At 64.4% G+C, this 14,800-nt stretch carries 10 protein-coding genes and 1 tRNA gene; 6 read left to right on the top strand and 5 right to left on the bottom strand.

Features of this window, described 5'->3' with window-relative positions:
- The first annotated feature begins 766 nt into the window (after positions 1-766).
- Together ACFY3D_RS20250 and ACFY3D_RS20245 are read left to right on the top strand one after the other, a co-directional pair.
- On the top strand, positions 767-4,042 hold the full coding sequence (locus ACFY3D_RS20250; RefSeq protein ID WP_389981274.1) for a NucA/NucB deoxyribonuclease domain-containing protein: 3,276 nt from the start codon (positions 767-769) through the stop codon (positions 4,040-4,042).
- Between the two features lie 90 nt (positions 4,043-4,132).
- The gene (locus tag ACFY3D_RS20245) at positions 4,133-4,657 is read left to right on the top strand and encodes a hypothetical protein (RefSeq protein ID WP_389981272.1); all 525 of its coding nucleotides are present in this window, start codon (positions 4,133-4,135) and stop codon (positions 4,655-4,657) included.
- Between the two features lie 705 nt (positions 4,658-5,362).
- Here the strand turns inward: ACFY3D_RS20245 and ACFY3D_RS20240 are convergent.
- Together ACFY3D_RS20240 and ACFY3D_RS20235 are read right to left on the bottom strand one after the other, a co-directional pair.
- Positions 5,363-5,451: transfer RNA gene (locus ACFY3D_RS20240), tRNA-Ser, on the bottom strand.
- Between the two features lie 144 nt (positions 5,452-5,595).
- The gene (locus tag ACFY3D_RS20235) at positions 5,596-8,073 is read right to left on the bottom strand and encodes an AAA family ATPase (RefSeq protein WP_389981270.1); all 2,478 of its coding nucleotides are present in this window, start codon (positions 8,071-8,073) and stop codon (positions 5,596-5,598) included.
- Between the two features lie 117 nt (positions 8,074-8,190).
- Here ACFY3D_RS20235 and ACFY3D_RS20230 point away from each other — a divergent pair, with 117 nt between their 5' ends.
- Both ACFY3D_RS20230 and ACFY3D_RS20225 read left to right on the top strand, forming a co-directional pair.
- Positions 8,191-9,147 (top strand): NAD(P)H-quinone oxidoreductase, encoded by a 957-nt coding sequence (locus tag ACFY3D_RS20230; protein WP_350942053.1) that lies wholly within the window; start codon positions 8,191-8,193, stop codon positions 9,145-9,147.
- 4 nt (positions 9,148-9,151) lie between these two features.
- Entirely contained in the window at positions 9,152-9,667 is a 516-nt protein-coding gene (locus ACFY3D_RS20225; RefSeq protein WP_350942052.1) for a bacterial proteasome activator family protein, read from the top strand.
- A 91-nt stretch (positions 9,668-9,758) separates the two neighbouring features.
- Here the strand turns inward: ACFY3D_RS20225 and ACFY3D_RS20220 are convergent, their stop codons facing one another.
- Complete coding sequence (locus ACFY3D_RS20220) at positions 9,759-10,577, bottom strand: HAD family hydrolase (RefSeq protein ID WP_389981268.1); 819 nt, start codon at positions 10,575-10,577, stop codon at positions 9,759-9,761.
- 251 nt (positions 10,578-10,828) lie between these two features.
- Between ACFY3D_RS20220 and ACFY3D_RS20215 the strand changes: the two genes are divergently transcribed.
- On the top strand, positions 10,829-11,032 hold the full coding sequence (locus ACFY3D_RS20215) for a cold-shock protein (RefSeq protein WP_012886943.1): 204 nt from the start codon (positions 10,829-10,831) through the stop codon (positions 11,030-11,032).
- Here ACFY3D_RS20215 and ACFY3D_RS20210 read toward each other — a convergent pair.
- Positions 10,942-11,619: an FAD-dependent monooxygenase gene (locus ACFY3D_RS20210; protein WP_389981446.1), complete on the bottom strand. Its 678-nt coding sequence runs from the start codon at positions 11,617-11,619 to the stop codon at positions 10,942-10,944. The genes ACFY3D_RS20215 and ACFY3D_RS20210 overlap by 91 nt on opposite strands.
- A gap of 59 nt (positions 11,620-11,678) precedes the next feature.
- On the opposite strand from ACFY3D_RS20210, the gene ACFY3D_RS20205 reads away from it, so the two are divergent.
- The gene (locus ACFY3D_RS20205; protein WP_389981267.1) at positions 11,679-13,235 is read left to right on the top strand and encodes a hypothetical protein; all 1,557 of its coding nucleotides are present in this window, start codon (positions 11,679-11,681) and stop codon (positions 13,233-13,235) included.
- Positions 13,236-13,295: 60 nt separating this feature from the next.
- On the opposite strand, the gene serS is transcribed toward ACFY3D_RS20205, so the two are convergent.
- Positions 13,296-14,558: a serine--tRNA ligase gene (gene serS, locus ACFY3D_RS20200; RefSeq protein ID WP_389981265.1), complete on the bottom strand. Its 1,263-nt coding sequence runs from the start codon at positions 14,556-14,558 to the stop codon at positions 13,296-13,298.
- Positions 14,559-14,800: the final 242 nt, after the last annotated feature.

The raw sequence follows: 14,800 nt of genomic DNA, 5'->3' as shown, positions 1-14,800 counted from the left end.
TCTTCTGGGCTGCATAGAGGAAAGGTGTCTGAACATTGAGTGATCATCTAGCTAGTGGATGAGGACTGGTCAACCTAGTCATGGCTGCCTATGCGAGTGGCAGTTGCGACCCCTCGCAGGGGCCATGAGGACCTACCGGGAGTGAAGACCTCGTGACGACCTTATGCGCGTTGCGACCAGCGCCGAGCGCCGCCGGCAAGACCGGTGCGGTGGAGTCCTCCATGAGCGGTCACCTACAGCTTGAGCTGCACGGATGGAATTTCCGGCAGGTGTCGTCTCGGCGTATTCGATCGGTTGAGGAAAGGCGAGCGCCGTGAACCTTCATGACCTCCGGCTGTGCAGCCGTGGCGTTAGCCACAAGATTTCAAGTCACGGAGATCCGGTCTTCCGTAATGGAGATATCCTGCGGCCCGAGTTGCGTAGAAAGTAAACCATCCTGATCGCTCAGTAATGTGATTAAAGTCATATTGTCGGAAATAATCTTCAGGCATATCGTTTGATCATCCGAGACGGGCACGCACAAATTTTCGAGAAACTCGAATCCTCGACATTGCAAGGTCCCCGTCCCCTACCTGACGCGAAGACCTCTCTTTGGCCTGCGTTCTAACCGCCATGTATGACGTCTGTCGCTACATCATCCTTCGATACTCCTCCCGACTACCGTCTGTGAATCGTGTACCGCAGACAAGACAACCATGCCCTCTCGGACTTCGAAGCGCACATGTTTCTTGCTGACCCATTCCCGGGCCGTATCAAGGAAGGTGCAATGAGAAAGAGAAGCCTGGCCGTCCTCAGTGCCTTAATCATGGCACTCACATTCGTCAATGCCATACCACAGGCCTTTGCCACTGCAAGTCCCGCGCCTACGCCTACGCCGGTCGTCGACACCAAAGAACTGAGTCTCGCAAACAAACCGCTACTCAGCCGAGACGCTCGAATCAAGCCCAGCCAGGATACCTGCAAGGGTCTCGAAAAGAAGATCGCTAAAGAGAAGCCGCCGGCAGGAACCATTCTCACCTGTTCCCGCCCTGGCTGGGATTCTTCAGTTAAGGTCCCTGCGCGCTCCGCTTACCGGGATGCGGAAGGGCACTCGACGCTGAACAATGCAACGGAGTGCGGAACCGTAGGTTGGTACGAGACGCGTACCTACTCGTGTAGGCAAGTAGAAGAAACGACGGATGTCGTAGAGATCATCTATCCGCAAGGGCCGCTACCTGTTCCGCGGAAAATCGGCCAAGTAAACACTTTCCACGAACTTGAGATCACCGTGGATAATATCGCGGCTCCAGGGAAATATGTCTACTCGCACAGAGCGTGGCTGAACCCAGAAGATCCGGGGACTCAGACGGTTATAACCGTAATTCACGGGCCGGTGGCCGTTTGGCCGGGACTCACCATCACCAGCGAGGCAGACTGCGCGAGCAGCGACGGCTGTGCAGTCGTCAGCGGGGGATTCGATCAGCAAGAGCTACTTCCCGGAGGGCCACCAGCAGTTGGCGCGTGGACATTCGAGTTTACGCCCGCCGAACCGAACATGATCTTGTACGAGTACCCGTATGGCACTTTCGAACTCCATAGCGCCAGTCCACTAGACTGGAAGGGTGAACCTAAGGCTCTCGCGACCCGGGTAATCCGTTGCGACAACGCGCTACCAGGCAATAACAACACCAAGGGCTGTGTCTTTGACTCATTCCGCCCAGTTATGGAATACAGCTTCAACCCCAATGCGCCAAATGGATTCCCCGAACTAGCTCAACACATTCAGGACGCGCAGAACGGCCAAGGGACTCCAGGTCGAACAGGCGGTGGCCCCCTCCCGGGTGCGCCGGGGTTTCCGAATAAGGATGATGGGGTGCCGCTCACCCGCGGCAATACCGGTCTCGGCGAGAAGAACCGTGCGGCAGCCTGTACAAGGACGTGGAAGAGAAATAACGCTACCGCAGGAAAAACCTGTGATGAATATCCTATGGCGTCGACTCGGGAGGGCGGAACCTCTGGGATTGGATTCAGCCGCCGAATGATCGACGAGCAGCATAACTCAAACGGGGGAACCTATCTATTTACAGCTTTCTACACGCCACAACGGGTAATTGACGGCGACAAATTCTATGTACACGTCATCCCGTGTACGACTGAAGCCTGGTGTGTGACTCCGGATCCGAACGAGCCATCGAGCACCATCCCTCCGGGACCAGCGTTATTGAGTTTGGATCTGTCAGCAGGGAACCGCCGCACCCCCGTGTCAGGTCTTTATGACTGGTCAAGAGCTGGATATCGCGAAGGTGCTGCGAGTTTGCCTTCCGCAGGTGACTTCAATACATCACCTTCTTGCGAAATAACCGAAGCAGAGCTAGCCAGCAACTACGGCGTGGTTCCTGACGACGACAACGACGACACAAACGGTCTTCAGGCCGCCATTGACGCAATCAAGAGCGATTGCTCACCAACAGCAAATTATACAAGTCTTAGTCGAATCCGGCTGCCGGCGGGCGAGCTAGAAATAACACATCAGATATACGCTGACGCCGACTACCTGGTGATTACTGGTGCCGGCAATGATCCGGAAAACGGCACTCGGCTCATCTATTCGCCGGATGAGAACACGTTGTATGACGCGGTTGCGGATGACGGTTCGCGCTGGGACCAAGACGCAATGATTTTCGCTGATGCCAAGGGAGGCTGGATTTGGCCCGGACGAGGGCTGTTCCGCGTTCAGTCGCGAGGAGTCCACTCCTCTTACCTCGTCCAGCATCTGGCTGCACCTAGTAATAGAAAAGACTTGTTCGAGGGGACTGTAAACGTCCACTGGAAGGCTGGCGCAAAGCTTCGTGACAAGCCAGGGGACGCTGGTTTCGCTGCGCGTGAGGGCGAAACAAAAGTCTTCATCGCCAATAACACCAGTAGCGCCATCATGAACACAATTCAAGTCGGCGGCTATATCAACATTCGTGCTGCAAACACCATGAACTTCTATCGGACCATGAAGGCTGTTCCCACCGAGTGGGAATTACAAAATCTGCATATGCGGCAGCAGATTTTCGAGATTACTGGTGTCGGCAGGTCCAGCAGTGACAAGTGGGTCACGATAGATAAACCTCTGGAGTACGACGTTCCGGTCACGTCAATATCAGACGGCTCCGAGATGATTACCGGCTACGATGCGGCATACGATTCCAAGGCATCACCTCTGGTTGACCCCGTCTTAGGCGTTGGATTCGAGAATCTATATTTCGCACAAGATGCGAATATGGACTCAGACGACGCCATCAGTAACTACGGAAATATGGCCCCAGAGGCGGCGATGCATGGCATCGTTTTCAAGTGGGCCGTGAATAGCTTTGTGCGCAACGTGCACGCCGAAATGGTCGGCTCTCATCCGATCGTGACCGAAGAGGCCAAGAATCTCACGGTCGTCAATAACTACCTGGAAGGGTCCTGGAACAAGGGTAAAGGCGGGAACGGATACTTCCGGGGATCCCGGGTCTGGGATTCCCTGTATGCGGGCAACACAACACGATACCTGCGCCATTTCACATTCCAATGGTCGGCGTCTGGAAATGTCGCGATCGGAAACAGTTTCGACTCCGATCTCAATCTTCATGGAGGCTGGGAGCGTAACAATCTCTTCGAGTTGAATCAGGTCTCCACGTCATATTCTCACCGCCCTGGAAGTTGCAAGAGCAACTGCGGGGACGAGGGTAATAGCGCACCAGATAGTTCCGACTGGTTCCCGATCTGGTGGGCAGCGGGACTGAAGGCCGTTAAATGGTCAGGATCTTCTGGGCCAAACAATGTCTTCTACAATAACACCCTCAAGAAGCAATTGGGCAGCATCGAAGGTACATACGTCGACTACTATGATGATCCCGGCAGGGTGTTCCGCTTCGGAAGTTCGGGGAACTCGTTCAAGCACATGGAGTATAGTGGCGCTCCAATCGCTGACTGGGCATTCAACGAGCAGCGCAACTACACCGGGAATGCGGGTGTGGACAGCAGCTTAACTGATAGCTCGGATTCACTCTTCCTCAGTAACGTTTCTTAGCGACCACCCGACACCACTGTGACCGCCTGAAGGAGGACGGGCGGTCACAGTGGTGTACCACGTAGAGTCATTTGAATCAGACAAGGAGCAATGATGTCACTTAACCGCGAGGCCGAACCGCAGATATTCGAAGGCGAAATCCTGGCTTACAAGAACCAGTATCTGATTACTCACTCCATCAACATCGAAAGCATGCATACCGCAGGCGGGAATGGTTTGGTAGATATCTATACAGGTTCGGTGAGAATTATCACAGGATTGGATGATGGGGAAATCAATCTACGTCTAGAATTTCATTCTTCCGAGCCGCCTATCCAGGTTGGCTTGTGGGATGAAATTGTTGACTTTAGTTTTCATGCCGACGAAAATTTTTTCCTTGAGACGTTATATGGTGGTGGCGCCGACCACTTTCCATTGATAAATTTTCGAGGTGCTGGTGACTATCGAATCAGGGCATATGCTCGGGGGCGCGACGAGGCCAGCGCCACGCTGGAGCCTGTCGAGTTCCATTCGCTCCATGTATGGTTGGGGGCTCCAAAGCCGATCTTAAGTCACCAGCATCGCGATGCTAAGGGGGAGTATTGGCGAGATGCGGTGCGCAGACGGGGGCGATAGAGATTCTGGTATCCATAGCTAACGGCTGAAGCATGAAAGCTTGGGTAGACGGGAGCGGCGGCTTCGGCTGATGCACTAATGCCTTCCTCGGCTATGGCAGAAGCGAGGTGCTGTCTGGCACGATCGGTAAGTGTTGCCGTGAGCGAGGTGTGCAGCTCGACCTGACTCAGTGCTGATAGCGACCGTCCTGAGCGTGTCGAGTCCGGAACCGTTCTGACGGGAAATCCGGTGGTTAATCGCCCCTGCGAGGGGTCGCAACGTCAGTATGACGGCCCAGTCACGCGTTCCGTTGAGCCGGTGCTGAGACATCCGATGGGCGGGGTGCGTCAAGTCGGTCCGGAGTGACCGCCGACGCGATCGGCGGGTTGTGGGCACGGCGAGGTGCGCGTCGGTGGTTGCTCCGGCGCGCGGGGGTCTGGGGGCTGCGAAGCCCCCAGCGGTAACGGCGATCAGGTGGTGTGGCTCAGGCCTGGGCCGCTGCGGGCTGCTGGGGAGTGGGGAATGCGGTGTGTTCTTGGTAGCTCTGGCGGGTGGTCAGGCAGTGAAACAGGCAACCGAGGAAGCGGTTGTAGAGGTTGCGCAGGGCGGTGGCGTGGCGGTCGCCACGGTGTTTGCGCCGGTCGTAGTGGGCTCGGGCGCCAGGTAACGATCAACGGCGCCTGCTCCGAGGGAAGTCCCTGGTCAGACGCCGTTTTCCGAGCTGAGCGGAGAGCGTGGGATTCGAACCCACGAGACCGGTCACCCGGCCTAGCGGTTTTCAAGACCGCCGCCATCGTCCACTAGGCGAGCTCTCCTGGTGACACGTCCGAAGAACGTGTCAGATTGCACCCTAGTCTCTCATTGGCCCGAGCGTGCCCGGACCCGGCAGGCGCCGTGGCTCCGATCTGGAGTCGCGGCGCCCGCCGGTGTGTGGGTCAGGGCTGAGGATCGTGTGTGGATCAGGGCTGAGGGCCGGCGAAACCGTCGCCGACCGAGGCGGCCAGGCGGAGGTAGGACTCGCGGGTGCCGGCCTGGAGTCTTTCCAGGTCGATCTCCGCGCCCTCCTCGAGGTGCGGGTCGTAGGGGACGCGGACGACGGCGCGGCAGCGGGCCGCGAAGTGGGCTTCCAGGCGATCGAGGTCGACGGTCGACTTCGAGCGCGGGCGGACGCTGCACAGCACCACGGTCGCGGAGCGTACGAGCTCCTCGTAGTGGTGGGCCTCCAGCCAGTCGAGGGTCGCCGAGGCGGCGCGGGCGCCGTCCACGGAGGGGGAGCTGACCAGGACGAGCTGGTCGGCCAGTCCGAGCACGCCGGACATGGCCGAGTGGAGCAGGCCGGTGCCGCAGTCGGTGATGCAGATCGAGTAGAAGTTCTCCAGGACCTGGGAGACCGACTGGTAGTCGGCCGCGCTGAAGGCCTCGGAGACCGACGGGTCCCGGTCTGAGGCGAGGATCTCCAGGCGCGACGGGGCCTGGGAGGTGAAGGCCCGTATGTCGACGTACCTCTTGATCTGCTGACGCTCGTTCAGCAGGTCGCGGACGGTCGCGGAGGTTTCGAGTTCGACCTTGTCCGACAGGGTGCCGCGGTCGGGGTTGGCGTCGACCGCGATGACCCGGTCACCGCGTACCTGGGCCAGGGTGGCGCCGAGGCCGACCGTGGTGGTGGTTTTGCCGACACCGCCCTTGAGGCTGAGTACGGCGACACGGTGGTGGCCGGTGGCCACCGGGGTGCGTGCGCGACCGACCAGCTCTCTGCGGCGGCGGACCTCCGGGGACTCGCCCGGCTTGATCAACCCTGCCGACGCCTTGTAGACGAGCTTCCGCCAGCCGCCGGCGGGCGCGTTGCGGCGGCCCCTCAGCAGCGACTCCGGATCCAGGCTGTCGGCGGACGGCCGGGGAGCCGTGCCCGGAGACTGCTGCCTGGCCGGTGCGCCGAAGGCGGGTGCCGGGGCGGTCTGGCGGCGGCGTGCCTGGTACGGCTCCCGAACCGGTTCCGCCGCGTCCCGACCGGGTGCGAAAGGGCTCTCCCGTTCCGCCGTGTCCCGGTTGGATGCGAAAGGATTCTCCCGTTCCGCCGTGTCCCGACCGCGCTTCTGGGGTGAAGGGGTCTCCCGTTCGGGGGCGGGGGGCGCGTCCCGGCCCGGCGAGAAGGCCGTGGGGCCGGAGAAGGCGGCGAACCCGGAGGAAGAAGACGACGGTGAGCTGGAACGCTCCGTGTCGAAGGAGCCGAACGAGCTGAAGGCTCCAGAGGAGCCGGGAGCGTCACCGAAGGCGCCCGAGGTGGGCTTCGAACCGAAGGCACCCGCCGTGGAGGGGCGCTCCGGCGACGCGGCCGCTTCCGGCCTGTCGGTGCCGAAGGATTCGGATGCCTGGAACGACTCCGACTCCGACTCGGGCTCGGAACCGGGCGGAGAAACGGGCGCGGGAACAGGGGCGAAGCGATCCGGAGCGGGTTCGAAACGCTCGGACGCCTGCCTGGGCGACGGCGACTCCTTCGCCGCCGACGTCACCGTGGAGTCGAAGGATCCGAAGGGCTCGAAGCTCGTACGGTCGCGGTCGGCGCCGGTGGAGGGGAAGCGGTCGGCCTCTGCGGCCCCTGACGAGAATCGGTCGCCGTCGTCGGACGAACCAGACGTACCGGAAGGGCCTGACGCGCCGGACGAACCAGATGTATCGGATGCACCGGACGTGCCGGATCCCGTGGTGCCGGAGGCGCCGGACGGGGACCGGTCGGAGTCGGTGCTTCCGGTGGAGAGATCTCCGCTGGTCGAGGAGAAGTCCTTGTCCCCCGAGGCGGGGCGCGTGTCACCGCTTCCGAAGGAGAAGCGGTCGGAGTCGGCGCCGCCGAACTCCTTACTGCCGAAGGTGAACCGCTCGGTGTCCGAGGAGGACGGCCTGAGCGGCTCCAGGTCGGAGGGCTCCGCCGGAGCGGGAGCGGTCGGCTCCGCCGGACGCTGGGGTTGCTCGAACAGCCCTCGGGACGGCTCCTGGGCGGGCGCCGCGAACGGGGTGCGGATGTGCGGCTCGGTGAAGTCGCCGGCGCCGTACTCGCCGGTGTCGGCCGGCTCCTGGCGCGGCAGGGGCTTGAGCGGCTCGAGAAAACCGTCGTTGTCCTGCTTGCCGGACGCCGGGGCGGGCACGGTGAACGACGTCACCGTGTCGGAGGCCTCCATCCACTCGGCCGCGTCGGCGTCCTCCACCGGCGGATCGGTGTCCGGGTGGGCCGAGTCGACAGCCGCACGGAACAGCGGCGAGGACGTCGTGTCGGGCTCGGTCGGGACCAGACTCCAGGGATCCTTCGGGTACGGCGAGACGACGGCGTCGTCCACCGCGGTGGCCTTCACCGCCAGGGCGGGCGCCTCCTCCTCCTGCTCCTTGATGGCATCCAGCCACGCGAGCTGTTCCTCGAGAGATTCCTCACGATCGTGTCTTGCCACCGTGTTCCCCCTCGGGATGGGCATAAAAGGGCAGCAAACACATAGCAGGTTAACGCCCTGTGTTCATGTCAACGCGTGCAACCACCAAGTTGGGGCTCAGCGGATACCTTTTCTCACATGCGCGCCATCGTGATCGATAAACCAGGCGGACCGGAAGTTCTGACGTGGCGGGAGGTTCCCGACCCGCTACCCGAACGTGGCGAAGTCATCATCGACGTGACCGCCTCCGCGGTCAACAGGGCCGACGCGCTCCAGCGTCAGGGCTTCTACGATCCGCCCCCCGGCGCCTCACCGTACCCGGGCATGGAGTGCTCCGGCGTGGTCGGGGCGGTGGGCCAGGACGTGGAGGGGTTCGCACCGGGTGACCGGGTGTGCGCGCTGCTCAGCGGAGGTGGGTACGCGGAGAAGGTCGCCGTGCCCTGGCAGCAGGTCATGCGGGTGCCGGAGGGCGTCGACCTGGTCGAGGCCGCCGGGCTGCCCGAGGTGGCCTGCACGGTCTGGTCCAACGTCTTCATGACCGGACGCCTGCGGAAGGGCGAGACCCTCCTCGTGCACGGCGGTGCCAGCGGGATCGGCACGATGGCCATACAGCTGGCGAAGGCGTTCGGCTCGCGCGTGGTCGTCACCGCCGGGTCCCCCGAGAAGATCGAGCGCTGCCTGGAGCTGGGAGCCGACGAGGGGATCGACTACCGGCGGGAGGACTTCTCGGAGAAGGTCAAGGCCGACGTGGTCCTCGACATCATGGGCGGCAGGTATCTTCCGGGAAACATCAAGGTTCTCAAGACAGGGGGGCGGCTGGTCGTGATCGGCCTGCAGGGCGGCGCGAAGGGCGAGCTGAACCTGGGAGCCCTGCTCGCGAAGCGGGCCTCGGTGTACGGCACCACGCTGCGCTCCCGGCCCGTCGACGAGAAGGGGGTCATCGTGCGCGGGGTCGTCGACAACGTCTGGCCCCTGCTCGACGCCGGGGCGATCCGGCCGGTGGTGCATGCCCGGGTGCCGATGAGGGAGGCGGCCGAGGCTCACCGCATCCTGGAGTCTGGAGAACACGTCGGGAAAATCCTGCTAGTAAGTTGAGGTTATGAACGCTGAGGAGAGCACTCCGCACATCGTGGTCGTGGGTCCCCAGGGCTCCAAGGGCGAGGAGGAGGGCGAGAGCAGGTCCATCGCCGACCTCGTCGAGCAGCCCGCCAAGGTGATGCGCATCGGCAGCATGATCCGTCAGCTCCTTGAGGAGGTCCGGGCGGCTCCTCTGGACGAGGCCAGCCGCAAGCGGCTCAAGGAGATCCACGAGAGTTCCATCAAGGAGCTCGAAGACGGTCTGGCGCCCGAGTTGGTCGAGGAGCTGGAACGGCTCTCACTGCCGTTCACCGAGGACGTCAACGGCACCCCGCCCAGCGAGGCCGAGCTCCGGGTCGCCCACGCGCAGTTGGTCGGCTGGCTCGAGGGGCTTTTCCACGGCATACAGACCACCTTGTTCGCCCAGCAGATGGCGGCTCGCGCCCAGCTGGAGAACATGCGCAGGGCTCTGCCCGGTGGCATGTCCCTGCAGCAGCAGGAGGGAGGACCCGCGGGTAACGCGGGCCCCTACCTGTAGAAGGCCCGCACCCGTAGAAGGCCCGCGATCCGGCGAGAGTACGGCGAGAGCCGGTGGCCGCCCCCGCCCGCGGAGCCTTCACGGGACGCCTTCATGGGACGCCTTCACGGGGGTCGCGAAATCCGTCCCCCTTGTAGAGCTCCTCAAGGACTCCGGCGACCCCGTCGTCGTTGTTGGCCGCGGTCACGTGATCGACCGCGGCCAGCACCTCCGGGTGGGCGTTGGCGACGGCGTACGAGGTGCCGGCCCACCTGAGCATCGGCAGATCATTGGGCATGTCACCAAAGGCGACCACCTCTTCGGCCACGACACCGAGCGTCATAGCGAGATGGGCCAGTGCCGATGCCTTCGTCACACCGTGCGCGCTCATCTCTATCAGTGCCCGGCCGCTGGAATGGGTGGGGGTGACAAGGTCACCGACCAGCCCGTAAACCGCCTCATGGAGGATGTCGGGGTCCATTCTGGGATGCAGCGCTAGAAGCTTGGCGCAGGGCCGCGAGGTAAGTGCGTCCGTTCCGACACGGCGTCCGACGACCGTCTTGCTGTCCCATCTTCCGAGACGGAAGTCCGATTCGTGGGCGAATCCGCCCTCGTATTCCACGGAGAAGGCGAGGTCGGGCACCTTTTCGCGGAGGCGTCTCACCACCTCTTCGAGCACGTCCGGGTGGATGAGGTGGGATCTGACGATCTGCTCGCTGTGCAGGTCGTAGACGAGGGCTCCGTTGGCGCATATGGCCAGCCCACGACGGCGTACGGCACCCGCGACCATGCTCATCCAGCGGGGTGGCCTGCCGGTCACGAAGACCAGCGTGGCCCCGGCGTTCTCCACAAGCGCAAAAGCGGCGGCCGTACGGGGAGAGACGGTACCGTCCGAGCGCAGAGCGGTGCCATCGAGGTCTGTGGCGATCAACCTGGGGCTTTGCATAACACGTCCCAGTCTGCACTGTGATAGCCGGTCTGTCGGCCCCGGGATCCGGTCCAAGGAATCTTCCTCATGGCGGGAACACGCCCGCGCCGGATAGTGTTAGATGTGATGGCGTTGTATTAGCTGAATCCCGTTGTGAAAACCAGTTTGACTGAGCCACCCCGGGGCCCGCTGTACGACACATGGGGTTCATGAGGTGTGAATCCCAAAGTTTCAAATCCTGAGGGAGAGCTTTAATGGCTCAGGGAACCGTCAAGTGGTTCAACGCTGAAAAGGGCTTCGGCTTCATCGCACCGGACGGCGGTGCACCGGACGTGTTCGTGCACTTCTCCGAGATCCAGGGCAACGGCTACCGTAGCCTCGAAGACGGCCAGCGGGTCGAGTTCGAGATCACCCAGGGCCAGAAGGGCCCGCAGGCCTCGCAGGTCCGCGCCGTCTGACGCATAGACCTCTTGGTTGAACCGGGAAGACGGGGTTCGCTTCTAGCGAACCCCGTCTTTCTGTTCCCGGACCTTTCGGGGCGTCCCGCGGCACTTCGGGCACCGACCCCCGTCCTGCGGAGCGCGCCCCGGCGTACCGCCCCGCGTGTTCTCGCCTCACTTTCGTCCGCGGAGGCCGATTCTCCCCCTTGAGGGCACCGGCCCCGGGCCAGACCTGCGGGGCTCACCGACAGACCGGATCCGAGAGCCGCCAGGCGAGACGCCGACGAAAGGCCGGGCTGAGCGCCAGGAGCCGCGGAACGAGGTTTCCGAGCGGTCGCAGGTGCCTGTTCATGTCGGCCGGCCTGAAAGCCGCCCGGCGAGGGTGGCGGCCTGGAGTGCGATGGGGCGGGCCGCGACGTAGCGGTCCAGCGCCCTCTCTCCGCCTCTGAGAGCGACCGTAAGGGCTTCGCCAGGGCGACAGCGGGAAAAGGGATTCCGATGTTCATTCCGTGCCCTCCCGCGGGACTGTGGACGTGCGCGGCGTCACCGGCGAACCGGACTCGCCGGCGCCGGGACGTGCGGATCGCTCGGGTTTCGGGACACACCTCGATCACGAATGCCACCAACCCCGAACCAAGCCTCGTCGCGGTGGATCTACCCGGCCATGGAAAGCCCGCGAGAGCCTCTCCTCGCCTGGATCGGGCATCCGGCGACCGTGGTCGCCACCTTCGTGCTGCTGATCAACGACCATCTCCTCAAGGCCCTGTGGCCGGGGCTCGTCACCGGCAAGCTGAGCGACGTCGCGGGGCTGCTGGTCGCCCCGCCCGTACTCGCCCTCGTTCTTTCTCTCCTCTTCTCCTCGGTCCTCGCCCTCTCCGGAGGCGGCGCCTCGCTCGCCCCCATCCGGCTCGCCGCCCTCGTGGCGATCACCGCCACCGGTGTCGGCTTCACCCTGGTCAAGACCACGGAGGCGGGCGCGGCACTCGCCTCCAGAGCGTGGACCCTGGCCGCCGGCCCATCGCTTGTCCTGGCCGACCCGACCGACCTGGTGGCCCTGCCGGCGCTGGGCGCCGCGTGGCTGATCTGGCTCCGGTGCGGTACCGGTCACCCGGTACCGCGGGTCCGCGTGTTGATCATCGTCCCGATCGCCCTTGTCGGGGTCACCGCCACCGCAGGTGAACCGCGGCCGCCCGTGGTGACGCAGGTCCTCATACGTGGCGAGGTCATCGCCGTGGTCCTGGACCAAGGTGCCGAGTTCCTCTCCCGTGACGGCGGCCGTACGTGGATCGGCCACCCCGCACAGGAGCGGAGCACCCGGATCTCTTCGCCCTCACCGGACTCGGGCCTCCCAGACCTCGGTTCCTCGCCCGTCCAGGCCCCCGCGACCCGGAGCTGCCTGCCCGATGACCCCCTGCACTGCTACCGCGTCGTCCCACCTCGGCTGGCGGTGGACGAGTCGCGGGACGGCGGGAACAGCTGGAGAACGGTGTGGGCGGTCTCCCCAGGGCGTGAGGACGCCCTTCGGCGGCGGGCGGCGGGCACGCAGGACAGGCCATGGCACGGTTCCTCGGCCATCGCGGTCCAGCGCGTACCGGACGGGCACGTGGTGGTGGCGGCCAACGGCGAGGATGGCATCGCCGTACGGGACGCGCGGGGAAACTGGCGGCGGATGGGCCTGTTCGACGGAGGTCTCTCCGCGAACGCGGCGATCCCGCTCGACGCGCCGGGAGTCGATCTGAGGACGGAGCACCGCGTCGGTCTCTTCGTCGGCCTGCTCGGCTTCATGTCCGGCATGGCCGTGGCACGCCGTCACACACGGCGGATCACCGGCGTGACCGGGCCCGCGTACTTCCTCGCCGCGGTCGGTTTCGTGCTCGCCCTGCCGTCCGGCGAACCGCACGTCATCGACATCGGCGCTCTGATGGCCCTGCTCGGCGGTGCCTGCGCCCTCACCGCGACGGTTCTCGTGTCGGTGGCGGCGATCCGGGCGCGCGTACCGGCCCGGACCTGGCTGGCGCTCGTCACCATCGCCTGCTGCACGCCGTTCGCGACATGGACGCTCTTCATCGGTTGGGAGGCGGGCGTCATCGACGACTATCCGACGGCGGGGTTCCTCGCCTGGCTCGTCGGCGCGATCGGAGTCGGCGGGTCCGTCCTGGTCGGCTGGGCGGGCGCCGCGCCAACCGAGGAAGCGACAAAAGCGGCGGAACATCCGGCGTGATCACGAAAAGGCCCCGCCGCGGCGGGGCCTTCACTGTGAGTCTCTTCGCGCGGCGCGGGCTTACTTGACGGGTTCGAGCACGTCGAGGCCGACGTACGGGCGCAGCGCCTTGGGGAGCACGACGGAGCCGTCGGCCTGCTGGTGGTTCTCCAGGATGGCGACGATCCAGCGGGTGGTGGCCAGCGTGCCGTTCAGGGTGGCCACGTGCTGGGGCTTGCCACCGGAGTCACGGAAGCGAACGCCGAGACGGCGGGCCTGGAACTCGGTGCAGTTGGAGGTCGAGGTGAGCTCGCGGTAGCTGCCCTGGCTGGGCACCCACGCCTCGCAGTCGAACTTCCGCGCGGCCGAGGACCCCAGATCTCCGGCCGCGGTGTCGATCACCCGGTAGGGCAGCTCGACCTTGGCCAGCATCTCCTTCTCCCAGGCGAGCAGACGCAGGTGCTCGGCGTGGGCGTCCTCGGGGCGGACGTAGGAGAACATCTCCACCTTGTCGAACTGGTGAACCCGGATGATGCCCCGGGTGTCCTTGCCGTACGAGCCGGCCTCGCGCCGGAAGCAGGAGGACCATCCCGCGTAGCGGTACGGGAGCGCGGAGCCGTCGAGGATCTCGTCGCCGTGGTAGGCCGCCATCGGCACCTCGCTCGTGCCGACCAGGAAAAGGTCGTCGTCGGGCAGGTGGTAGACCTCACTGGCGTGGGCGCCGAGGAAACCGGTGCCCTTCATCGACTCCGGCTTGACCAGCACGGGCGTGATCATCGGGACGAAGCCGGCCTCGATCGCCTGCTGCATCGCCATGTTGAGCAGCCCGAGCTGCAGCCTGGCGCCGACCCCCTTCAGGAAGAAGAACCGCGAGCCGGAGACCTTCGCGCCGCGCTCCATGTCGATCGCGCCGAGGAGTTCTCCCAGCTCCAGGTGGTCCTTGGGCTCGAAGTCGAAGGACGGCTTCTCGCCGATCTCCTCCAGCACGACGTAGTCGTCCTCGCCGCCGGCGGGAGCCCCCTCCTCCACGAGGTTGGACACCGTGTAGAGCAGGCCGTCGAGTTCGGAGCCGAGCTTCTCCGCCTCGGCCTCGGCGGACTTCACCTGCGCGGAGAGATCCTTCGCCCGCTCCAGCAGGGTCGCCTTCTCCTCACCCGAGGCACGGGAGACCGACTTGCCGATGGTTTTCTGCTCGGCGCGGAGCGTCTCGAAGCGACTCAGCGCGCCGCGCCGCCGCTCGTCGAGGTCGAGCAGCGTGTCGACGACAGAGTCGTCCTCACCGCGGGCACGCTGCGACGCCCGTAGCCGGTCGGGATCCTCACGAAGGGTACGCAGGTCAATCACAGCCACAAGGCTACCGATGTACTGCCCGCGCCCGCGCCCGGATTGACCGCCCGCCCTCCGAGGCGGGGTGGCGCCACGGGAACGGAACCCGCTTTCCCGCCCGGCGGGACGTTTCGGCGGGCACCCACCGGCCCCGTCTTCCTCCCCGGGACGCCTTAGAGCCTCCCTGGAACGCCTTAGAGCGGGCGCACCGACCCCGTTTCCGCCCGGCGGACGCCTTCGGCGGGGGTACGCACCGGCCC

Origin of the sequence: Streptosporangium sp. NPDC000509 (assembly GCF_042898365.1) — a bacterium.
Classification (GTDB): Bacteria; Actinomycetota; Actinomycetes; order Streptosporangiales; family Streptosporangiaceae; genus Streptosporangium.
This window is presented reverse-complemented; position numbering and strand designations above follow the sequence as displayed.